The 20,346-nt window shown below is 48.3% G+C and carries 23 protein-coding genes; 15 read left to right on the forward strand and 8 right to left on the reverse strand.

Going from position 1 to position 20,346, the window contains the following annotated elements; all coding sequences use genetic code 11:
* Window positions 1–526 precede the first annotated feature (526 nt).
* Both EL645_RS35405 and EL645_RS35410 read right to left on the reverse strand, forming a co-directional pair.
* On the reverse strand, window positions 527–1,048 hold the full coding sequence (locus EL645_RS35405; protein WP_126557123.1) for a GNAT family N-acetyltransferase: 522 nt from the start codon (window positions 1,046–1,048) through the stop codon (window positions 527–529).
* Between the two features lie 373 nt (window positions 1,049–1,421).
* Complete coding sequence (locus tag EL645_RS35410) at window positions 1,422–1,601, reverse strand: hypothetical protein (protein WP_126557124.1); 180 nt, start codon at window positions 1,599–1,601, stop codon at window positions 1,422–1,424.
* 790 nt (window positions 1,602–2,391) lie between these two features.
* Between EL645_RS35410 and EL645_RS35415 the strand changes: the two genes are divergently transcribed.
* The 3 genes from EL645_RS35415 to EL645_RS35425 all read left to right on the forward strand — a co-directional run bounded on the left by EL645_RS35415 (window position 2,392) and on the right by EL645_RS35425 (window position 5,573).
* Window positions 2,392–2,904: a 2-thiouracil desulfurase family protein gene (locus EL645_RS35415; protein WP_126557125.1), complete on the forward strand. Its 513-nt coding sequence runs from the start codon at window positions 2,392–2,394 to the stop codon at window positions 2,902–2,904.
* A gap of 150 nt (window positions 2,905–3,054) precedes the next feature.
* Window positions 3,055–4,086: an NAD(P)-dependent oxidoreductase gene (locus tag EL645_RS35420; protein WP_161977956.1), complete on the forward strand. Its 1,032-nt coding sequence runs from the start codon at window positions 3,055–3,057 to the stop codon at window positions 4,084–4,086.
* A 329-nt stretch (window positions 4,087–4,415) separates the two neighbouring features.
* Window positions 4,416–5,573, forward strand: coding sequence for a sensor histidine kinase (locus tag EL645_RS35425; protein WP_161977957.1), 1,158 nt, complete (start codon window positions 4,416–4,418; stop codon window positions 5,571–5,573).
* Between the two features lie 149 nt (window positions 5,574–5,722).
* On the opposite strand, the gene EL645_RS35430 is transcribed toward EL645_RS35425, so the two are convergent.
* Window positions 5,723–5,914 carry an Lrp/AsnC family transcriptional regulator gene (locus EL645_RS35430; protein ID WP_161977958.1) on the reverse strand — a complete coding sequence of 64 codons (192 nt, stop codon included), beginning with the start codon at window positions 5,912–5,914 and terminating at the stop codon, window positions 5,723–5,725.
* 518 nt (window positions 5,915–6,432) lie between these two features.
* On the opposite strand from EL645_RS35430, the gene EL645_RS35435 reads away from it, so the two are divergent.
* The 7 genes from EL645_RS35435 to EL645_RS35465 all read left to right on the forward strand — a co-directional run bounded on the left by EL645_RS35435 (window position 6,433) and on the right by EL645_RS35465 (window position 11,025).
* Window positions 6,433–6,672 carry a hypothetical protein gene (locus EL645_RS35435; RefSeq protein WP_126557129.1) on the forward strand — a complete coding sequence of 80 codons (240 nt, stop codon included), beginning with the start codon at window positions 6,433–6,435 and terminating at the stop codon, window positions 6,670–6,672.
* A 218-nt stretch (window positions 6,673–6,890) separates the two neighbouring features.
* Window positions 6,891–7,883, forward strand: a complete 993-nt coding sequence (locus tag EL645_RS35440; RefSeq protein WP_126557130.1) for an ABC transporter substrate-binding protein — start codon at window positions 6,891–6,893, stop codon at window positions 7,881–7,883.
* A complete protein-coding gene (locus tag EL645_RS39780) occupies window positions 7,829–8,179 on the forward strand; it encodes a hypothetical protein (protein ID WP_371865845.1) in 351 nt (116 codons plus the stop codon). The genes EL645_RS35440 and EL645_RS39780 overlap by 55 nt, the downstream gene beginning before the upstream one ends.
* A gap of 86 nt (window positions 8,180–8,265) precedes the next feature.
* Complete coding sequence (locus EL645_RS35450; protein WP_218032315.1) at window positions 8,266–9,159, forward strand: carbohydrate ABC transporter permease; 894 nt, start codon at window positions 8,266–8,268, stop codon at window positions 9,157–9,159.
* Between the two features lie 15 nt (window positions 9,160–9,174).
* The gene (locus EL645_RS35455) at window positions 9,175–10,038 is read left to right on the forward strand and encodes a carbohydrate ABC transporter permease (protein WP_246035689.1); all 864 of its coding nucleotides are present in this window, start codon (window positions 9,175–9,177) and stop codon (window positions 10,036–10,038) included.
* Between the two features lie 41 nt (window positions 10,039–10,079).
* A complete protein-coding gene (locus EL645_RS35460) occupies window positions 10,080–10,598 on the forward strand; it encodes a GNAT family N-acetyltransferase (protein WP_126557133.1) in 519 nt (172 codons plus the stop codon).
* Window positions 10,599–10,812: 214 nt separating this feature from the next.
* The gene (locus tag EL645_RS35465) at window positions 10,813–11,025 is read left to right on the forward strand and encodes a hypothetical protein (protein WP_126557134.1); all 213 of its coding nucleotides are present in this window, start codon (window positions 10,813–10,815) and stop codon (window positions 11,023–11,025) included.
* 622 nt (window positions 11,026–11,647) lie between these two features.
* On the opposite strand, the gene EL645_RS35470 is transcribed toward EL645_RS35465, so the two are convergent.
* On the reverse strand, window positions 11,648–12,226 hold the full coding sequence (locus EL645_RS35470; RefSeq protein WP_126557135.1) for a helix-turn-helix transcriptional regulator: 579 nt from the start codon (window positions 12,224–12,226) through the stop codon (window positions 11,648–11,650).
* A 343-nt stretch (window positions 12,227–12,569) separates the two neighbouring features.
* Here EL645_RS35470 and EL645_RS35475 point away from each other — a divergent pair, with 343 nt between their 5' ends.
* A complete protein-coding gene (locus EL645_RS35475) occupies window positions 12,570–13,469 on the forward strand; it encodes a transglutaminase-like domain-containing protein (RefSeq protein ID WP_126557136.1) in 900 nt (299 codons plus the stop codon).
* Window positions 13,470–13,496: 27 nt separating this feature from the next.
* Here EL645_RS35475 and EL645_RS35480 read toward each other — a convergent pair whose 3' ends face one another.
* The 4 genes from EL645_RS35480 to EL645_RS35495 form a co-directional block, all read right to left on the reverse strand.
* Window positions 13,497–14,330: a cold shock domain-containing protein gene (locus EL645_RS35480; RefSeq protein WP_126557137.1), complete on the reverse strand. Its 834-nt coding sequence runs from the start codon at window positions 14,328–14,330 to the stop codon at window positions 13,497–13,499.
* 38 nt (window positions 14,331–14,368) lie between these two features.
* Complete coding sequence (locus EL645_RS35485) at window positions 14,369–15,034, reverse strand: haloacid dehalogenase type II (protein ID WP_126557138.1); 666 nt, start codon at window positions 15,032–15,034, stop codon at window positions 14,369–14,371.
* Window positions 15,035–15,121: 87 nt separating this feature from the next.
* Window positions 15,122–15,607 carry a universal stress protein gene (locus EL645_RS35490; RefSeq protein WP_126557139.1) on the reverse strand — a complete coding sequence of 162 codons (486 nt, stop codon included), beginning with the start codon at window positions 15,605–15,607 and terminating at the stop codon, window positions 15,122–15,124.
* A 43-nt stretch (window positions 15,608–15,650) separates the two neighbouring features.
* Window positions 15,651–16,958: an ArsB/NhaD family transporter gene (locus EL645_RS35495; RefSeq protein ID WP_126557140.1), complete on the reverse strand. Its 1,308-nt coding sequence runs from the start codon at window positions 16,956–16,958 to the stop codon at window positions 15,651–15,653.
* A gap of 163 nt (window positions 16,959–17,121) precedes the next feature.
* On the opposite strand from EL645_RS35495, the gene EL645_RS35500 reads away from it, so the two are divergent.
* From EL645_RS35500 to EL645_RS35515, 4 genes are all read left to right on the forward strand, one after another.
* Window positions 17,122–18,060 (forward strand): NADP-dependent oxidoreductase, encoded by a 939-nt coding sequence (locus tag EL645_RS35500; RefSeq protein WP_126557141.1) that lies wholly within the window; start codon window positions 17,122–17,124, stop codon window positions 18,058–18,060.
* Between the two features lie 134 nt (window positions 18,061–18,194).
* Window positions 18,195–18,668: a MerR family transcriptional regulator gene (locus tag EL645_RS35505; RefSeq protein WP_126557781.1), complete on the forward strand. Its 474-nt coding sequence runs from the start codon at window positions 18,195–18,197 to the stop codon at window positions 18,666–18,668.
* Window positions 18,665–19,417: an SDR family NAD(P)-dependent oxidoreductase gene (locus tag EL645_RS35510; RefSeq protein WP_126557142.1), complete on the forward strand. Its 753-nt coding sequence runs from the start codon at window positions 18,665–18,667 to the stop codon at window positions 19,415–19,417. Before EL645_RS35505 ends, EL645_RS35510 begins: the two co-directional genes overlap by 4 nt.
* 211 nt (window positions 19,418–19,628) lie before the next feature.
* Window positions 19,629–20,267, forward strand: a complete 639-nt coding sequence (locus tag EL645_RS35515) for a DUF1684 domain-containing protein (protein WP_126557143.1) — start codon at window positions 19,629–19,631, stop codon at window positions 20,265–20,267.
* Window positions 20,268–20,346 lie beyond the last annotated feature (79 nt).

Below are 20,346 nucleotides of genomic sequence, written 5' to 3' on the forward strand. Positions count from 1 at the left end.
CTTTTTCTTTAAATTATTTATACGAGATGGAGAGCCTCAACCTGCTGCTGGGGAGTTGAGGTAATCTTGATATGATGAGTGGAGCAATGAACACAATAGGAATGTAACACCGAACTGTGGGTGCGTTTCAAGGTGCAAGCGTGATGGTTACAAATTGTTCTACCGCAATCCATGCAAGATTGTGTATTCCACCATTTCAATGGGACATTGCATAGAGCGCATGTATGTCCACTACGTACTTGCTTCATCGCTCTCATCTCCTTCAGATAAGACATATCATCTTGATATCTTTTAAGGTCAAGCATGCCAAAGATCGTGCTTTGGATGCTCCTGATTAACATCAATCGGTTGTTCTTTTTATGTATTAGCCCTGGCTAATATCCGACCTCGCTACTAAGATATTAGCACAGGCTAACATATCCGTCAATATTGATTGTAGCGAAAAAACGTTAATCTTTGCAAGAGTATCTTCTTTATCAATGAGATAGATCTTTGTTGAAGCGTAGATAGGTCTGCTCATTTCTAACTACTTCCCCGCCGAGGTAAATCCTGCTCGACGAACGACGCTGCTTGATTGGGCGTTATCTGGAGCCACCAGGGCATACAGGCGTCGATATCCGGCTGTTCTGGCACTCTCGCACAGTGTTATCACTGTATTGGTCATAATACCTCGACTCTGGGTACTGGCCCAATAGCCTATTTCTGCTTCATCGATGTTGTTGGATTTAATGTCAACGGCTGCTACGGCGTGGCCCAATGGATCAAGGACCAGGAAGACGAACCAGCTGTTCTTACGCCAGCCTTCCTGGGCCCAGCTTGTAAAGTATGTACTATTCTCCAATCCATATGGCTGTCCTTGCAGGCGTGCGCGAAAGAGCCTGTTATAGATCAATGGTTCGTTGCAGATCGCGATGAGCTCTTGCTGTAGTTCTGGTGTAACTGGAAAGCTGTCATCAATGGAACGCAGACCATAGGCTTGATTATCTGGAAAGTGTAATACGATCCGCTTAAACGGAGTAACAAAGTTTGGGATATTACTACTTGTCATTATATGGATCCCTTCTATTTGTGGTTGAGTATCTGACTATTCTACTCTTCCGTACAAAATATGAGAAGGGTTTTCTATATTGGGGCAGGGCTTTTTTACCGTTCGTCCGGAGATCACGAGCAAGCGATACGATGGACCTTATTTCCGGTGTGGAGGGTGTATGGTGGGCGGCCGCGGCCGCCCACCATACACCCTCCACACTCCCAACCCGGCGCCGCAGGTGCCAAAGAGGAAAAGTAAAAAGCCCTGATATTGGGGGATTATTTAATGAAAAGATCCAGCCAACCTTGTCTGCTGGCCGGCAGACAATATTTTGCCGGAAACATCTCTGTAGAGAGATCGTTTCCGGCAATGTATAGAGCTTAGCCAGTGGCTAGCGACGATCGCGGCGGTCGCAATCACAATATGTGAAAGTGTTAGAACAGGATGGGCAATAGTATTGTAAATTGCCGTCATCATCCGTTTCGGGTATCACCTCTTCAAGATCAGTAAGTAAAATGCCTTCTTCTTGATCATAGGGACATGTCTGATACTTAATGCGCTCTAGATTCATGACTTTCTCCCTTTTGAGTTTTTTCCTCGCCACAATATACGCTTCCGCGAGGTGATATTTTCAACCACATGAGCGAGAAGATCTGCTTCATCGCTTTCAATGGTGACTTTATAGTGAGATTTTGATATCCTCAATTTTTGGTACTAAATTATCCATGAAGTACTATGTTCTATGGGCAAAAAGGAAAATGCGAAATCTAGCTTTTTTATTATCTGCACTGAAGTATCTCTTCTTATGGATAGAATTTGTGTTCCTGTTTTATAATATGTAAGGCGCCCTTTACGCTTGACATAAAAAATTGGTTTATTCTATTTTGTTTTTTGTGATTGAAAATCTATTGCGCGCTTTATAGTAGAAGAAGTGGAATGACCCGCTAAGGCTGCTATGGACGTCTATGTAGTACATTCTACTCATAAATGAGTAGGAAAATATAAAAAAGTCTCAAAAAATGTTAAAGTGATATTAATAAAGAAAATAATAGATGTTCTGTATTGTTTGCCAACGTATGATTTGTTTTTTGCCATTCCTCACATAGTAGCACCAGATGTTGCATTAGAAATAAATTGTCACCTGCGCAGCAGGATACGTAGCGAAGACCTCGTAAATAGTTCCGTGCTGTAAAGAGTAATCGGATGAACGCAGCCGTGTGGGAGTTGAGACGTTTCTACCTTGTTGCTGAGTGGACGGTGCTTGATAACAATATTACCGAGTGTTGCGCTGGACATGATGTACGTATGATTTGATAAATGACGAACAGGCTGCTAATTGTTATCAAAAAGGAAATTGAACAATGATAAAGCATACTCAAAGGTCAGCACCACTTAAAATGGTAAGTGCTTGTATGGCGGGAGTGCAATGCCGCTATGACGGGCGATCAAAAGTGGTTCCACTGCTAAAAGATATGGTGGGACGTGGCGATGCGATTGCTCTCTGCCCTGAGCGATTGGCGGGATTATCTACACCACGGCGGCCTGCAGAAATTATTGGTGGGGATGGTTACGCTGTGCTGGATGGTAAAGCGCGGGTTTACGATGATCTAGGACAGGATTTGACGGGTGCTTTTATCGTTGCTGCTTATAAAACACTACATATACTTCAGGCTGCTGGTATCTGTGAGGTAGTGTTGAAGGAAGGTAGCCCTTCATGTGGTTGTGGCGAAATTTATGATGGTACTTTTTCAGGTACGAAGAAAACAGGGGTAGGGGTCACCACCGCACTCTTGTTACGGTCCGGGATTCGTGTCCATTCTGAAAAGTTACTGCAGGGTGATATCCAGACCGAGCCGCTATTAAGTGGCATCTAAGCCCCACGCTTCTGGCCTTCTGCCGGGCTTCTATTACTAGAACAATAACAGACCGTCTGTCTTACTGGCAGGCGGTCTGTTATAATCCGTTTGCTGGCATATCTGTTTGTTTTGTCGTTGGCTATGTATCTCTGGAGGACACTTGCATCTATGACGCAAACAAAAATTAAAGCTCTGGCTACGGAGGCAAAGGAAGATGAAGTCGCTCACCTGGTTGAAAAGTTGGGCGACCAGCTAGAGTTGCGCACTACTAATAATACACTTGACGAGCTACCGCTATCTGAACTACAGGATGTTGAAGTCATTATGCCATTTATCCACTCCAAAGTTGGCCGGACTGAGATCGATGCTATGCCCAAGCTGAAAATTATCGCTACGCGTTCCACTGGTTTTGATCATATTGACCTGGTCGCGGCCAGGGAGCGCGGGATCACTGTATGCAATGTACCGGGATATGGTGAGACGGCGGTGGCCGAGTATACATTCGCTTTGTTGTTGAGCATCTCGCGCAAGGTTCACCAGGCCAATTCACGTACCAAGCGTGGTGATTATACCCTTGAGGGTTTGCGTGGCTTTGACCTGTATGGAAAGACTATCGGTGTGATTGGCGCTGGCGCCATTGGTTTACGCGTTATTCGGATCGCATCTGGCTTTGGCATGCGCATACTTGTTTTTGATGAAAATCAAAGGAGGCGTAATCGCATTTTATCTGAGGTGCTGGGATTTACTTTTGTTCCCCTCAATGATTTGTTGAGGCAATCGGATGTGGTGACCCTGCATGCACCTGGCCTGCCTTCCACTTACCATATCATTAATCGCGAAGCCTTAGCAAAAATGAAGCGCGGCTCTTACCTGGTGAATACGGCTCGTGGTACGCTGGTGGATACACATGCTGTAGCCTGGGCGCTGGATGAAGGTATTTTAGCCGGTGTGGGCCTGGATACTTTTGAGGGCGAAGAGTTTCTACAGCGCGAAGAAGAGCTAATGGGCCAGCCAGGAGCCGAAGAGAAACTACGGATGCTGGTGCAAAGTAATATGTTGCAACGCCGTCCAAACGTTATCATTACTCCCCACATGGCCTTTAATTCCAATGAAGCCCTGTTGCGTATTCTGGACACCACCATTGAAAACGTCCAGGCATTCCTGGCTGGCGACCCCCAAAACGTTGTTCATTCCTCTTAAATTGAAAACAGATTACCTGTAGCTCTGCCTGATAAATTCACTCATTAGAGAGCTGAATAAGACAATTGTCTCATCTGGCTCTCTAATGAGTGAATTGTTTTTCATATGTCTGGATCATGCACGTCTTCTTAATGTAAAAAATTGCTTTGCATAACTCTATATATAGCCCATAAGTACACAATGGGCCAACTTCTTAAAATGTCTGGTGTTTATCTACCTAGAAAGAAGAATAAGTATAGAGGCATCAAAAAAGCTAGCACAAAAAATTACTCTAAATTTAAATGCTTGTTACGTCCGGATGTTCTTTCCTGGCGAGAGGAGCAAAAGGCTTGTTAAGAATATATTCATTGCCACAACAGTTGAAACAAGTGCCGCTCGACGTATGCTGGCGTCTATGCGCCTTGAGTTTCCTTTTATGCCTGATTGTCATGGCACCAGGAATTTTGTTGCCTGCTCATCAACTATTGCTCTCAATAGTAATTATTGCCGTGGCTTTTCTGGCCTGGATCTGTAGAATCCCTGTATTGTATCTGTGTATAGGCTGGGTTATATTTGCACTACTTCTGTTTATGGTCTGGTTTTTTGACTTGCTCTGGCCTACATCGTTACCCGTCAATATTTTATTTGAATGTGCCTTATTTCTCATCGAAGCTTTTGTGGTTAGCTGTATACGGGCCGCTCTTGAGAGCGTACTCATTGCCCAGCAAAAAGTGCAGCAGGCGGAGCAACAAATGACGCTGGCGGCGGAGCGGCAGCAAAATCTCAATGATCTCAAGGATCAATTTTTGTTGAATGTGAGCCATGAATTGCGTACCCCTCTAACTGAGGTTAAGGGATACCTGGATCTTTTGCGCGAAAATCATACACAATTGGATGTGGTGGCGCGTGCGGAGTTTCTAGATCATGCGGCCCACGGTTGCAGTGAATTGGAGTTGCTGGTAGATAATGTTCTTGAGGCGACTCAACTGGATATCAATACATCTTCATCAGGCCTGTCCATTATTTCTCTGCCAGAAATTGCTCATGCAGTAGTGGACCAATTGGCTGTTCAGCAGCATGAAATACAGATAGATATGCCCGACGACCTGGCCGCCTGGGCCAATTGGCAGCATCTGAGACGCGTGCTACATAATCTGCTTTCAAATGCCATAAAATATTCGCCCGCCCATACGGTGGTGATAGTGAGTGCCACACTGATGTCCGGGCGATTATCCGCCTGTCCTGATATCTGTATTCGTGTGCAAGATATGGGACCGGGCGTACCAGCGGCTGATATGCCAATGCTTTTTCAGAAAGTGATGCGCTTGAAACGTGATATGACTGGTTCTGTGCGTGGTAGCGGCCTGGGACTGTTTATCAGTAAGCAACTGGTTGAAGCCATGGGTGGGAGGATATGGGTAGAAAGTACTGGCATTTCTGGTCAGGGGAGCTGTTTCTGTTTTACTTTGCCTGGTGCCCCCATTACCCTTTTATCTCTACCTTTATAATAGCTATAAATAATGAGAAGAAGACAAAAAAACCGGCTCCCTGGGGCAGGGAAGCCGGTTTATCATATGGCATAGTGTCATTGATGCAAGGAGCTCTTCTCACCCACATTCGGCACCATTATATTTCCTGGTTCAAATTCTTGAAGCTATTAGTAGCCCCACTTCCAACCTTTCATGGTATCTTCAGCGACTGTCCTCCAGCCACGTGCGGCTGCTTCGGATTTGAGCCCTGCCTGTTCGGCTAGCTCGGCATCGCTGATGTTGGGGTTTTTCTTCAAGATCTGGATAATTTTGTCTGTAATTTTGTGCGTTGAAGTTGATTTTTGCTCGGATGTGTTCACTACCAAACCTCCCTTACAATGCGAAATACCTAAGAATAACAACGCTCTACTGGGTTACAAACCGTACCACGTACGCTTTATTGCCCGGTCTATGACATTAGGTGCGTATATTTGAAGGCGCCTATGGTTTTTGCGTAGTGCCTGTGTCTTTTTGTGTGGTACCCCTATTGTACAACTTTTTATTGGTAGTAGCCACCCTTTTCTGATGCTAGGAAAAGAGATCTATAAAATAGGTCTCTTTTTTTCAATTTGCCTTTTTTCGTGACCCTGGGCCGTAATAGTTCGTCGCAATATATGTGGTGGAAGATATGGGAAATCCACCTTGCTTGTTTTGAAGCTATGCCCTATGTTTTATCCATGTGTAATTCGGGTCGGAATGAACCGGCGGAGAAGAGGGGAAGCGTCAATCTATGTTAATAAAAATTTATATGGTTCGCCAAGATATTAGATCAATGTGGTTCTTTAAATAGCAATGTGGTTGCTTGGTGTGCCCTTTTTTGACAAAAGAAGGAATCATCATGAACCTGTTTGGAATCTGGAAACGTCAACCTTTTGGAGCACCCGTAGAAGTTATTCAAGCCGCTTGTGATTTTTATGGTATCTCACCGGAACGTGTCCCAGCTGCAAAAGCCGAAAAGCTAACAGCTCTGTCTAATAACGTCTGGGTAGTAAAATTAAATGACAACGCCAGTGCCGTTGTTGCTTACACCCCAAAGGAAAAAGAGCATACCATTACTGCTCCCTGGTATGGTGAATAAGTAAGCAGCGCACTTATAATAAAGCGACATTCGCCTGGTCGTCGGATCACTCCGATGAGCCAGGTTTTTTAATGTCTGTTTCCTCTCTCTTGCTCTGATTTTTTTCCTCAACTATTTTTCCGCTTGAGTTAAGACGATGTGTATTGTAAAAGTAAGCCCAGAATACACGCTGTTAGGGTGGATGTGATTGTTGGTAGTGCAAGAGGGAGGAGACCGCTATGTTGAAAAGCTGTACATATAAGTTTAGCTATCCCTTTATTTTAGTTGCTTGTGTCCTGATGCTAGTGCTGGGTGCGTGCAGTGGACCCGGTTTTCTGGGTGCCGGTGATGGAGGAAGTGCCGGTAAGATCACGGTGACGCTCTGGTACTGGAATCGTGCCATTGATGATACGTTAATTGCCCAGGTGGAGCAGCATTTCCCACAGGTTCGCTTTAATCCCTTGAAAATTGGTGGTGGCTATGACGCAAAGCTGCGTACGGCTCTGGCGGGCCACGTGAATATCCCCGATATCGTAGGTATTAATTCGAATATTGGCACCTACTTCCCCGATGCTGATCAATTTGTTGATTTGCGTACTCTCGGAGCCAACGAGCTAAGCAAGACCTATCTGCCCTGGAAATGGCAACTGGCGGTAGCCCCCGCTGGACGTGTGATTGCCCTACCAATGGATACAGGTCCTACGGCACTCTTCTATCGGGCCGATCTCTTTAAGCAGGCTGGCCTTCCATCTGATCCTGCTATGGTCTCTGCGCAATTGAAAACCTGGGACGACTATATTCGGGTCGGTGAACAGATGCAGCGCGCGACCAATGGGAAAATTCATATGTTCGACAATATCAATAATGTCTTTGCGCAAATTATTGGTCAGGGTAAACAGCAGTACTTTGATGCTTCCAATCATTATGTTGGCAATCAACCTTTTGTGAAGCGAGCATGGGATTACGCGGCCAGGGTGCACCAGTTAGATCTGAGCGCGAAAGCAACCTCATATTCGACTGATTGGAGTGCCGCCATCAGCAATAACTCTATTGCATCCTTTGTGGGCGCGGTCTGGATGAAGCATCGTTTAAAGGACTCGGCCCAAAGACGGCTGGCCTGTGGCGTATTGCGCCGGCGCCGGGTGGACCGGGGAATAATGGCGGCTCTTTTCTGGCTATTACCAGGGCCTCACCACATCCTCAAGTTGCGTTTGCGATTGCTCGCTGGCTGATGTCTGCCCAGAACCAGGTCACCGCTTATCAAGATACCGGACTTTATCCCTCCGCCATCGCTAGTTTGCATAGCCCTCAGTTGTTGCAGCCCGAACCATTCTTTGGCGGACAGGTGACGACAGAAATCTTTAGCCAGGTGGCGGCCCATATTCAGCCGACACCCAATAGTCCAGATACCGATGTGGTGCAAAATGTACTGCAGCGTGAACTGACCTTGATCGAGATGCAGAATGCTGATCCCGAGTCTGCCTGGGAGACCGCTCAGTTGCAGATACAGAGAGAACTCTCGCATTAGTTTGGGTGCAGAAGGAGTCTAAGGTTATGAGTGTGATCAGTAGGCCTCCCATTATTATCGCGCCACAAGCGCCTGTTCCTGTGCGCATGCCACGTCGGAAGAGCGAGTTACAGCGTACCTGGCCCTTATACCTGTCGGTTGCGCCTTTTTTTCTGTTGTTCTCAGTCTTTGGCTTGTTCCCCCTTGCTTTCTCTCTCTACCTCTCTTTTCAGAAGTGGGATGGTATCGGGCAGATGACGTTTGTGGGCTGGAATCAGTTTGCCTATCTGCTCACCGATAGCTACTTCTGGCAAGCGATTGTGAATACGTTGGAGATCTGGTTGCTGGCCACGGTCCCCATGATTTGTATTTCGGTGGTGCTGGCGTTCTTGCTGGCCTCACCATCGAATAAGCTTAAAAGCTTCTATCATGTAGCCTTTTTTCTGCCTCACATTACCTCGATCGTCGCCATCGCCCTGGTGTTTGGTTCGCTGTTCAGCAATCAGTTCGGCCTCATCAATGCCTTGCTGACAGCGTTGGGATTACAGCGCTTCGCGTGGTTGAGTCAGCCGTGGGGCATGAAGATCGCTATTGCTTCGATGATTCTGTGGCGTACGCTTGGCTATCATGCCTTGATTTTTATGGCTGGCATCCAGAGTATCCCTGCGACTTTATATGAGGCGGCCCAGATCGATGGGGCAAACGCGCGGCAGATCTTTTTCCGCATCACTTTACCATTGCTGCGCCCCGTCATGCTCTTTACCGTGATTACTTCAACTATCAGCGGCATGCAGGTATTCACTGAGCCACAGGTCTTGCTTGGCAATGATGGCGGTCCTGGACGTGAAGGGATGACTATCGTGTTGTATCTCTATCAGCAGGCCTTTGGCAGTTACCATTTCGGCTATGGAGCCGCGATCGGCTGGGGACTGTTTGTATTGATTGCTTTGTTCTCGCTGTTTAACTGGCTATTAATACAGCGACCGGGCGCACGCGCTTAGGAAGGATGGGATATTATGATCGGGTTGCGCATGAAACGAAAATATACCACGCCATTGCATATTCAGACGAAGAAGCTATGGTTGCACCTCATTTTGTTGCTGGTCACAGCCATCTCATTCTTCCCCTTTTATTGGCTGATTGTGATGGCTACCAATCAGACCAGTGACATCTTTGGCTATCCTCCCAAACTGTCTTTTGGTACCCACCTGGGCGAGAATATCGCCAATGTGTTAAAGAGTATCAATTTCTTTGGGGCCTTCGCCAATACCATGTTTATTGCTTTAACTGAGACCACATTGGTCCTCTTCTTCTGCTCATTGGCTGGCTTTACCTTCGCGAAATTCACCTTTAGGGGGCGTAACCTGTTGTTTGTTATATTGTTAGGTACAATGATGATCCCCTCACAACTCTCGGCTGTGCCTTCTTTTGTCTTGATGGCCAGGCTCGGCTGGGTCAGTAGCTTTAAGGCCTTGATTATTCCTGGTATGGTGACCGCTTTTGGTGTGTTCTGGATGCGACAATATGCGGGCTCATCTGTGCCCGGGGAGCTGGTGGATGCTGGCCGTATCGATGGTTGCGGTCACTTACGGCTCTACTGGCATGTCGCGCTACCAATATTGCGTCCGGCCCTGGCCTTTCTTGGCATCTTCACCTTTATTCATGCCTGGAACGATTATATGTGGCCGTTGATTATCCTCAATGACCCGGCGAAATATACCCTGCAGGTAGCGCTTTCCCAACTTGACAATGTGTATGGGTCTGATTATGGTATGGTCATGGCCGGAACCTTAATGGCAACGGTACCGCTGATTATCATCTTTTTAATCGGCAGCCGCCATTTTATCGCCAATATTGCGGCCGGTGCATTGAAAGAGTGAAGCATAAAATAGTCTCGTAAGTTAGAAGGAAATATATAAGCATGGATGCGTCTGTACTGGTAAGGCCAGCCCGGCTGGATGAAGTTACCTATATTATTGAGTTGATTGATCGCGTGCAAAAGCAGCTGGCTGAGGCAGGAAGTTTGCAGGTAATTGGTCCAATTCCGTATGAAATCGCCTCTGAACGTGTCTCAGCTGGAAATGCATTTGTACTGGAATTGGGAGGCCGCCTGGCGGGCAGTGTCTTTGTGCGTCCAGTTACGGCTGAGAGTTGTCCTCACTTGGAGCGGTGGCAATTAATAGATGTTGTGTCAAAGCCCTGGTTCTTGCAAAAACTCGCGCTTGAGCCAGCGTTACAGGGTCAGGGATCAGGCTATCATTTCCTGGCAGGATTGAAGAAGCTGCTTGCCCGGCGCGATCCGGGTGCTACCATTTTTCTGGATTGCTGGGCGGGCAATACCAATCTCAGGAATTTCTATACGCGGGCAGGTTTTTCGCTATATGGAATCTTCCCGGAGCATGATTACTCGCTGGCTGTTTTTACCTCCACTGTTCTATAAACGTGCTCTGTATACTAAGATTGTAATAGATTGTTAGCATTATGCCTGAAAGCGTTACACATTCCTCCTGGTAATATTTCGCATCGTAGTATTTTTTGCTGCTACATTTTATGTCATGGGTGCGTCATTCGTCTTTATTGGTAGAGTAGGTAAAATAGGTAAGATACTTGCAAGCAGTGATTTAAGCATATGGGCACAAAAGCGAGGACGAATCATGAATAAACAACCGCCGAAAGAGTATCAATGTAAACATGGACATGGGAAGGGAATATTGCTGGTAGATATTGAGACTGAAAGCATTCCAAAACTCGATACGCATGGCAACTGGCAATATTATTGTTTGAATGAGCAACATGTTTTTTCTGTCCGCCCTGCTGATATCAAACTCCAGGAAGAGGAAGAACAAAAAGTTACCAGTCTGGTTTAAGCTCTAGCTGCCGTGGCTCACATTTATACAGACTCGATGCACCATAAGGCGCTTTGACCCTATGGTACATTTGCTCTGCCCTCTATTGCTAATCTGCCTTACTTCCAGACATAATGCTCTTCATAAATAATTTCCCTCAGCTCTCTGAACTTATACACATATCCACGACTTTAAGATCCGGTTGTCCGACCTCAGTATCTCGGTTTTGTTCATATTCCTGGTAATTGGCCGCATTCACCGATAAAAACTGGCTTTTGTTTTCCATTCAGTTAAATTTTGGCTTGCGCTTAGCGGATAGCGTTATCTCAAGCAACAGTCATGATGGGAGCGAGAGGCTCTAATCCCTTTTGGGGGAGGGTGAGGGGGCCTGAAACGAAGCCAGCGCATGCATATTGCAAATAAAAATGCTTTTTTTTATTCCTGGCCGTGTAGTTGCCTCTTTGTGCAGGGATACGTGTGGATAAAGCGGCTTTCATTTTCGCTTTTTTTTGAGACTGGTTGCCTCTGCCGTGTGCTGGAAAGTGGTTGGTCAGAGAGACATACTCAGTCCAATAGCTGGGGAGGTCGAATTCTGCGGGGCGCGTGAAGTGCTGATCAGTCAACTCGGCGGCTTGAATATGTGTCACACGCACCACTTGCATTGCCCTGCGCTGGCCCCGACCAGATACCAGGCCCCCCGTTGTGAGACAAGACCGTACGGATCGATAAGGTGTCTGTGATCCCCTTTATAGGTCAGGAGCAGAGTGTAATCTTGCCAGATTGCCTCCTGAATAAGTTCCAGGTGGGAGGCCATTGGTCTGGAATGGGTTGGCCGCGTCGTATCCATATGGATGCGTTGGCGTACCTGGGTGGCATTCTCGCGTGAATGTGCAGGAAGCGCTGCGGAGAGCTTGAGAAGCGCATCTTCGAGCGCCTGGCCCAGTCCAAGGTCGGCCAGTGGGATGGAGATGCTCACCAGGAAGAGTGCGCGTACCTCGGGTGCAGTGAGCCCGGTTAGTTTAGTCTGATAGCCATCAAGCAATTCACAGCCACCGCCCGGCCCACGTTCAGTGTAGAGTGGGATGCCTGCATAACTGAGGGCCTCGATGTCACGGTAGATGGTGCGCTCGGAAACCTCCAGCTGCTCCGCCAGTGCTTGCGCGGTCATGCGTCCCCTGGTCTGCAAGAGCAGGAGAAGAGAGAGAAGACGATCTGCTCGCAATGAATCCCTCCATGACGTGTTGTACGGGAAAAACGCGTGTACGATATTGTCAGTATAGCACAAAATCCTGACACCTTTTGACTGGATTTAGATAATATGTATTTTCCTGGATACACATGGAGCGATTCAGGTTTGGCGAAAAAGGATGTCCTGGCATGTAACGAGCGACACGTACTCATCTTATTTGGGTGGTTGTCTCTTCAATTGGGAATGTCCGATGGAGAACCTGACAAAAGATGTCAGCTTCCTCTCTCTATAATCTTGATAATCCTGGCATGAAAACATGCTGAACAGCAAAGCACAATGATGATGTCGCGGTAAGGCTAAAGAAGGAGCTAGAGAGATGAAAGACGAGATCCTGACATTCTATCGTGAGCAGAGCGTGATAACGCGACCTGGCGAGCAATCTGCCCTCTTCACCGACCTCCCACAGAGCATTGAGGCCCTATGCAAGATCGTTCAAGGTCTGATCATTCACTATCGCTGTGGTGACCTGTATGGTTGCCAGATAATGGCGGAGCGCGAACGTGAGATCGATACGCGTTACGTTGAGCGCATGTTAGAGCGCATTATTGAACTAGACCCGCGTTCCCTGAGTGTAGCGCGAGCATCTCAGCAGCGGCTGGTAGGGTGTTGCCGTGACTTCTCAACGCTGCTCTGCTCTATATTGCGCTATCAGGGTATTCCCGCGCGCATCCGCATGGGTTTCGCGGGCTATATCGATCTTGGTCCAGGCTTCTATACCGATCATGTGGTTGTGGAATACTGGCACGAGGGTGAGGATCGTTGGCGAATGGTTGATCCTCAAATGGATGCACTTTTGATCAAGATGAATGGTATCGACTTCGATGTGCAGGATATACCACCGGGGCGTTTCTTGACCGGCGGCGAGGCCTGGAGACGCTGCCGCGCGGGCGAGGTGGACCCCGAGAGCTTTGGCATACATCCTGATGTCAGGGAGATACGTGGCTGGTGGTTGATACGTGACAAGGCGATACAGGACCTGGCGGCCCTCAACCGGGTTGAGATGCTTTGTTGGGATGCGTGGGGCATGATGTCGGCTAAAGAAATCAGCGATCAGGAGGCGCACCTGCTTGATACCATCGCCGAACTGACCCTGAACAGTGAGGCAGCCTTTGAAGAACTACGACGCTGCTATGCGCAGGAACGTGTGTGCCTGAATGGTCTTGTGTGCGCCAGCAGTCCGGCAGTGGGACCTCATGAAGTCATGCTTACGTTCTAGCGTGGCCACATTGAGTCCTGGTTCCGGTTATTCAATTTGTTGGATATTGCGGGCACTCAGCCCATGTTGACCGGTGACGATTTCGAAGCGAACAGCTACGCCGGGCCTGATGGTGCGATAGCCCCGACCCGGTATGGCTGTGAAATGGAAGAATATATCCGGCTCGGCGTTGTCCGGGGCTATCATGCCCACGCCTGTATCTTTATCAAACCAGCGGATGCTACCCGTGGCGACCGGGAGTCCGCTGGCTCCTGGAGAAGGCGTGCCGTATTCCCATTCTTGCTGTGGGATACGAACCTGGCGTACGGCTGGATCATTATAGGCTTCATAACGATAGTCAGCTCGCTCTTGCATGATGGTGCGCAGATTCTGGCGCAACTCTTCCAGGGTAGGGCGGCCCACAAAGAACCAGCCATTGTAGATGGCCTGGATCTGGAGTGTTTGGCGTAGCACAAAGGTATATGGTTGTGCCCGGTAGGCATACTCACCCTCTGTTTCATCCAGAATATTGATCTGTTTGACCACACTCCTGGACTCATCGGATAAAAAGGGCCAACGCGCATTGAGGCCAGCGCGAAAGGCGTCATTAACGGACGGCGGATCAACGCTAATGGTAGCCAACCTGGCATAGTTGACGGCCAGCTCAGACTGAAATTCTACCATCTGGCGCATCTGTTGTTGATCCCGGGGACAAAAGTAGCCGCGCAGAAAGATAAGGATCAGCGGATAACCATCGGAGAAGCCTAGATGCTGATCCAGGAGGCTTGAACGGGTGAGATGTGAAAGGTGAGTCATTCTGTTTTGCTGATCGGGCAACGCGATATCGGGAAATTGGTCATTCACCTTTAGAAATGTTGTCATCTAAAGCCTCCTCACTTCTAGCGATTATGTTGTGTTGGCTATAACTTGAGAATATGGTCAACTACCTCGCTTAAGTCGTGTCCAATGATGGTAGGCGTGGGAAAGAGTGGATTGAGAACCATGCCGGGTCGGGCGACAAAGGCGGTGGCACAACCAGCGCGTGAGGCTCCTGCAACATCCCAGGCATGCGCTGCGATTAGTAATAGCTCGCTGGTTGGAACCCCAAAGTGGGTTGCGACCATCTGATATGGTTCAGGTGCAGGCTTCAGGCGTTGAACTGTATCAGCCGAAAAGATCTGTTCAAAGTATTGAACCAGACCCGCATTGGTGATCTGGAGGGTGGCTACCTGCTGCGTAGAATTGGTGAGCGTGACCATGTGTAAGCCAGCGTGTTGCAGGCGTTCCAGGCTTTTTGGTACTTCCGAATGGGCGGGCAGCTGGCGCATGGTATCTAGAATAGCGCTACGCTTGTGGGCTGATAGCGTGACCTTCTGTTGCTCTGAAAGCATATCCAGGGCAGAGGCTCCCAGGGTACCAAAATCCTGATAAGGACCAGCGATAGTCGAGACAAAGGCATTCTGTAGCATCTGTGTAAACCAGTTACGGCGCAGGGTGCCATTGCCGAAGGCCTGCTCAAATAGGGGATCCAGCGCATGTAGATCGAGCAGCGTTTCATTGACATCAAAAACACAGATCGGCGCCATTGGTATGTCCTTTCTGCTAAGTTACAAAATCAGAAGAAAAAGCCTCTTTTTCAAGGAATTGATTGAGCGAATGCAGTCGATTCTTAGTTAACGTACGATAGGAAAGCCGTGGTGATCCGTTGGGCGCACCAGTAGTACCGGGCAGGGGGCGTGGTCTAAGACAAAGCGGGCCACGTGTCCGACCGATTTAGGGCCAATGGCAGGGGCCAGGTGTTGAAAAGAACGGGTCCCGATTACAATCAGATCAGCGTTCCAGGCCGCCGCTGTATTGACAATCTCCAGTTCGGGCCGCCCTTGCCGCTGCAACGTTTCGGCTCCAGCCAGACCTCGCTTGCCCTCATAAAAAATATCCTGGGCCGCTGCTATCTCTGCCGCCTCGATACGTTCTTCTTGCTGCCCAGAGGCTCGTAGCGGCCTGAGCAATTGTGAGCGTTTACGTCCAATCTCGTCGCGTGGACCGCTATCAATCACATAGATCAGACCAATCACGGCCTCATGGTTATTAACCAGGGTCGCGATAGCCTGTTGTATCTGCTCGCTATTTGTCCCATCCAGACAGCCAAGAATGCGCATATGATTCCTCCTTATGCTCTTCTTATTGTATTGTATCTGTTATTTAGAGTAACAGCCAGATGGCCAGAGCCCCTACTATGAGCATGATAGGGGTCGCAATGATACCCACTTTAAAGTAATCCAATCCAGAGACATCCAGGTTGCGTTGGCGTAAGATGAGTAGCCAGAGCACGGTTGCCAGCGAGCCCACCGTTGTCAAATTAGGTCCCAGATCGCAACCAAAGATGGTGGCAGCAATAAAGCCATGTTGAACTGCCAGTGAGGAATGTTGAACACTTTGCAGTGAAGAGGTAAGCACAACAGCCATCGGCACATTATTGATCAAGTTCGTACCAAGCGCCGAGCCCAGGGTCCCCACCATTACAGCACCAAAGGGGGTATTTGCGGAGAGGTGGAGTAGGAGTTGACCAAATTGGGTTGTCAATCCGGTACTTTCCAGGGCCTGTACTACGATAAACATGCCGGCAATAAAGCCAAAGATACTCCATGAAAGCTGTTTCCCCAATTTCGGAAAGGTAATTTGTTTCCAGGCGAGCGCGCCCACCAATAGCAGCAGGGCTCCTGCCAGTGTAACCAGCGATAAGGGGAACTGAGTGGCCGCAGCAATAATATAGGCGATGCCAACACATATTAATACACCGCAGGTATAGCGGAAGTAAGCTTTATGGGTAATGACCTCTTCTAAGGCGGGCAAGCGTTTTAGATCAAAATGTCCACCAAGTTGTTTGCGATATAGCAGAAAAAAAATACCTATGTTGATAGCTATAACTAATAGTGAGGGCAGAAATAACAGGCGTAGAAAGGTCCATAGATCCAGTGGAAAGCGCGAGGTTACAATAATATTAATGGGATTGCTGACCGGCAATAAGAAAGAAGCGGTGTCTGCGATAAAGGTACAGGCAAAAAGAAAAGGTAGGATTGGCAGCCTGAGCCTGGTTACCAGGGTATAGACAATAGGCGTTAAAATCAGGGCAGTGGCATCATTGGAGAGAAACATCGAGATCAAACTGCCAAGTAAAAAGGTATTAAAGAAAAGCCGTCGGGCACTGTTGCCTGACAGTCTGGCTGCCTGAAAAGCCAACCAGTCGAAGAGGCCAGCGACCTCGGCCAGTGCAGAGATACTCATCATACCAAGAAAAAAGAAAAAGGTATTCCAGTCCCCAATCAGAGTCGCAAAAGCATTTTGGGGTGTGATCAGTCCCAGGATCAGCAGGAGGGCCGCTCCCGCTAAAGCAACCTGAGCCTCATTTGTTTTCCATGGGCGGATCATGATACCAAGTAATGTGGCGACCGTAATGATTGAAATTAGTATTGTGCGTACCTGGCTTGATATATGTAAGAGGAGCGCCATTTTTTTAATTCCTTAACGATATATTGCTGGATTGTTCTTATTACACGGGGCATTGCTGGAAAAAGATTGAAGCTTGATTGTTGGATTTTGCATCAGAACATTGTACTAAGAAGTTGTGCGAAACACATGGAGAAGAAGCACTACAACGAAAAGGAGCAATCAAATGAAAGCGATCCGTATTCATGGCCATAGCGATCCTGCTGAGCTTGTCTATGAAGACGTTCCCCAACCACAGCCTGGCCCAGGAGAGGTATTGGTGCGCGTCTATGCAGCCGGCGTGATCGCGCCAGAACTGACATGGAGCGAAACCTATGAGACTCGCGCGGGCATCAAACGCACATTGCCGATTCCTGGACATGATCTCTCTGGCGTGGTTGATGCTGTTGGTGCTGGGGTCAATGATATCAATGTTGGGTCCGCGGTCTATGCCCTCACCGCCTTTGATCGCGATGGTTCCGCTGCCGAGTATATGATTGCTTTACCTGAAGAGCTGGCGCCCAGGCCGCGTTCGCTTGATCATGTACAGGCCGCGGCAGTACCGTTGACGGCCCTGACGGCCTGGCAGGCCTTTTTTAAACATGGAGGGTTGGTGGCAGGCCAACGGGTGTTAATCCATGGAGCGGCGGGAGGCGTAGGTGTATTTGCCGTACAACTGGCCCGCTGGGCCGGGGCGTATGTGATCGGGACAGGCTCAGCGCGCAATAGAGATTTCTTGCGCGACCTCGGCGCCAATGAGGTCATTGACTATACCAGCACACGTTTTGAGGACGCGGTGAATGAGGTGGATATGGTGCTTGATATGGTTGGTGGAGACACTCAGGAGCGCTCCTGGCAAGTCCTAAAAAAAGATGGCGTGCTTATCTCTGTTGCCAGCCCTCCATCCGTTGAACAGGCGAAAGCGCATGGCGTGCGCTCCGTCTGGTTTATTGTTGAGCCTGATCGCCAGCAACTGCTCCAGATTGGTCAGTTGATCGATAGCGGGAAGATCCGACCGATTGTTGATACCGTGTTCCCCCTCTCGGAAGGTCGCCAGGCTTACGCGCAAGGAGCAAAAGGGCGCACACGCGGCAAAATTGTTCTGCGGGTAAGAGACGATATATGATTAGGAGGAAAGGTCTGCTGATAGAAACGGAAGCAAGGTAGACCATTTTGACCAATTTTAAAAAAGGCTCGACAGACTCTTGACCTGGAGCACTCCAGGTATTGCATAATGCCTTTATGTCAAGTGATATTGAGATGAAAACGCCTCTCCACTTTACGCTTCAGGAAGTGGTGCAGAGAAGTGGCTTGAGCGAACATACACTCCGCTACTACGAGCGGATTGGCTTACTCGACAGGGTAAAGCGAGACAACAGTAGTGGCCATCGGCGCTATACCGCTGAGGATGTCCGAAATATTGAGACGCTGGCTTGCTTACGAACAACCGGTATGTCGATTGAGGATATGCGGACGTATTTTGCTCTTCTGAAAGATGGAAAAGCTGCTGCCGATCAGCAGCTTGAGCTCTTTGAGGCGCAGAGAAAAGCACTGGAGCAAGAACTGGCCCAGAAGCAAGAGCATCTTCGCTACCTGGAGCATAAGGTCGCGTTTTGGAAAGCGGTCCAGTGTGGCGATGATGCAAAGGCGCAAGAAATAGGCGAGATCGCTACTGGTCTGGCCAGGCAGCTCATTAAGGAAAATAAGACATATTCTGGAAAGGAAAACTCATGAAAGTCGCAATCATTACTGGTGGAAGCCGTGGGCTTGGGAGATCCATGGCGCTGAATATCGCCGCCAAAGGGCAGGATGTTATTCTGACCTACAATAGCAAAAAAGAAGAAGCAGAAGAGGTGGTCGCTGCGATCGAGAAGAGTGGTCGCAAAGCCGTCGCTTTGCAGCTCGATGCATCCGATACAAAGTCTTTTGCAGCTTTTAAAGAAGCGGTGAAGGAGACGCTCAAACAAACGTGGCAAAGGGATAATTTTGACTTCCTCGTCAATAATGCCGGTTTTGGTATTAACGCACCACTCACCGAGACGACCGAAGAGCAATTTGACCAGTTGGTCAACATCCATTTCAAAGGAGTCTTCTTCCTCACACAGACACTCCTTCCTTTGCTGGCCGATGGCGGACGAATCATCAACATCTCATCCGGACTTGCGCGCTTCTCCTTTCCAGGCAATAGTGTCTATGGTGCGGCGAAGGGTGCGGTAGAGGTGCTGACACGTTACATGGCACTTGAGCTTGGTCCGCGCGGTATTGCAGTGAATACAGTCGCTCCTGGTGCCATCGCAACGGACTTTGGAGGCGGCATGGTTCGTGATAACGAAGCAGTCAACCAGCATCTGGCCTCCCAGACCGCGCTTGGTCGCGTTGGTTTAGCAGACGATATTGGTGGTGTCGTCGCGTCTTTACTCTCCGATGAAACCCGCTGGGTCAACGGGCAGAGGATAGAAGTTTCCGGTGGCATCTTCCTCTAGATAAGATAGCATCAGAGTATGCGAAAAAATCCTCATGGATAAAAATAAAGGTCAACCACATTAAGAGCGTGGCCATAGATATAATATCCCAAAGTTTTCCAATAGCTTGAAAACTTTGGGATACTCGTTGGAAACCATCAAGCACTATTCTCACTCTCTGATATAATGCAGTGGCACTTATCGTGAAACGTTTTTAGTTGAGGAGAATTTGATGTCCAACTACCTGGCACTGTACGATTACCGATCTCAAGTGGCAGCCTCTTATCGTGAGCGTAACAGAGCATTATGTGCTGGAGAAGATGCTGCGATCGTTCTACGGCATTTTCGGGAGCGCAAAGATCAGCTTTTCTTGACGCATTCCCAATCCGCTCTGGACGAGGGACAGCGTCGTCAATTTCATGGTTTGCGCTACTTTTCTTATAATCCTACCATGTGTTTTGCAGTGACTATTGATACTAATGTTGAGCCGAGGCAGCAACAAATCGCGATGGATGCCCATGAATCGATGACAATGACCACCGTCGGATTGGTTCGCTTTACAGTTGGTGAGACGCCTGTGGAGCTATCTGTATACTGGTTGAACATATATGGTGGTGGTCTGTTTCTCCCTTTTCGTGATGCAACATATACATCGGAAACATATGGCTCTGGTCGCTACCTCTTCGATACGATTAAGGGCAGTGATCCCGTTCCTTTCACGAATACCCATGATGAAAAACAGATTATCCTCGATTTCAATTATGCGTATAATCCTTCCTGTTCTTATAATGATCGCTGGGTCTGCCCTCTGGCCCCTGCCGAGAACCGCCTTGATGTACTTATTCCAGCGGGGGAGAAAAACTATAAGTGAGAAAGGTTACAGTCAATTCCCACCAATTTGTTTAAATTCTACCATAGGTGACTCATTGCTTGAAGCAAAACGTTATAGT

Source organism: Dictyobacter kobayashii, assembly GCF_003967555.1.
Taxonomy (GTDB): Bacteria; Chloroflexota; Ktedonobacteria; order Ktedonobacterales; family Ktedonobacteraceae; genus Dictyobacter; species Dictyobacter kobayashii.

Coding starts and splice junctions, on each gene's coding strand:
- EL645_RS35405 (WP_126557123.1), bottom strand. CDS start 1,048: ATGACAAGTAGTAATATCCCAAACTTTGTTACTCCGTTTAAGCGGATC.
- EL645_RS35410 (WP_126557124.1), bottom strand. CDS start 1,601: ATGAATCTAGAGCGCATTAAGTATCAGACATGTCCCTATGATCAAGAA.
- EL645_RS35415 (WP_126557125.1), top strand. CDS start 2,392: ATGATAAAGCATACTCAAAGGTCAGCACCACTTAAAATGGTAAGTGCT.
- EL645_RS35420 (WP_161977956.1), top strand. CDS start 3,055: ATGACGCAAACAAAAATTAAAGCTCTGGCTACGGAGGCAAAGGAAGAT.
- EL645_RS35435 (WP_126557129.1), top strand. CDS start 6,433: ATGAACCTGTTTGGAATCTGGAAACGTCAACCTTTTGGAGCACCCGTA.
- EL645_RS35440 (WP_126557130.1), top strand. CDS start 6,891: ATGTTGAAAAGCTGTACATATAAGTTTAGCTATCCCTTTATTTTAGTT.
- EL645_RS35450 (WP_218032315.1), top strand. CDS start 8,266: ATGCCACGTCGGAAGAGCGAGTTACAGCGTACCTGGCCCTTATACCTG.
- EL645_RS35455 (WP_246035689.1), top strand. CDS start 9,175: ATGATCGGGTTGCGCATGAAACGAAAATATACCACGCCATTGCATATT.
- EL645_RS35460 (WP_126557133.1), top strand. CDS start 10,080: ATGGATGCGTCTGTACTGGTAAGGCCAGCCCGGCTGGATGAAGTTACC.
- EL645_RS35465 (WP_126557134.1), top strand. CDS start 10,813: ATGAATAAACAACCGCCGAAAGAGTATCAATGTAAACATGGACATGGG.
- EL645_RS35475 (WP_126557136.1), top strand. CDS start 12,570: ATGAAAGACGAGATCCTGACATTCTATCGTGAGCAGAGCGTGATAACG.
- EL645_RS35480 (WP_126557137.1), bottom strand. CDS start 14,330: ATGACAACATTTCTAAAGGTGAATGACCAATTTCCCGATATCGCGTTG.
- EL645_RS35485 (WP_126557138.1), bottom strand. CDS start 15,034: ATGGCGCCGATCTGTGTTTTTGATGTCAATGAAACGCTGCTCGATCTA.
- EL645_RS35490 (WP_126557139.1), bottom strand. CDS start 15,607: ATGCGCATTCTTGGCTGTCTGGATGGGACAAATAGCGAGCAGATACAA.
- EL645_RS35495 (WP_126557140.1), bottom strand. CDS start 16,958: ATGGCGCTCCTCTTACATATATCAAGCCAGGTACGCACAATACTAATT.
- EL645_RS35500 (WP_126557141.1), top strand. CDS start 17,122: ATGAAAGCGATCCGTATTCATGGCCATAGCGATCCTGCTGAGCTTGTC.
- EL645_RS35505 (WP_126557781.1), top strand. CDS start 18,195: ATGAAAACGCCTCTCCACTTTACGCTTCAGGAAGTGGTGCAGAGAAGT.
- EL645_RS35510 (WP_126557142.1), top strand. CDS start 18,665: ATGAAAGTCGCAATCATTACTGGTGGAAGCCGTGGGCTTGGGAGATCC.
- EL645_RS35515 (WP_126557143.1), top strand. CDS start 19,629: ATGTCCAACTACCTGGCACTGTACGATTACCGATCTCAAGTGGCAGCC.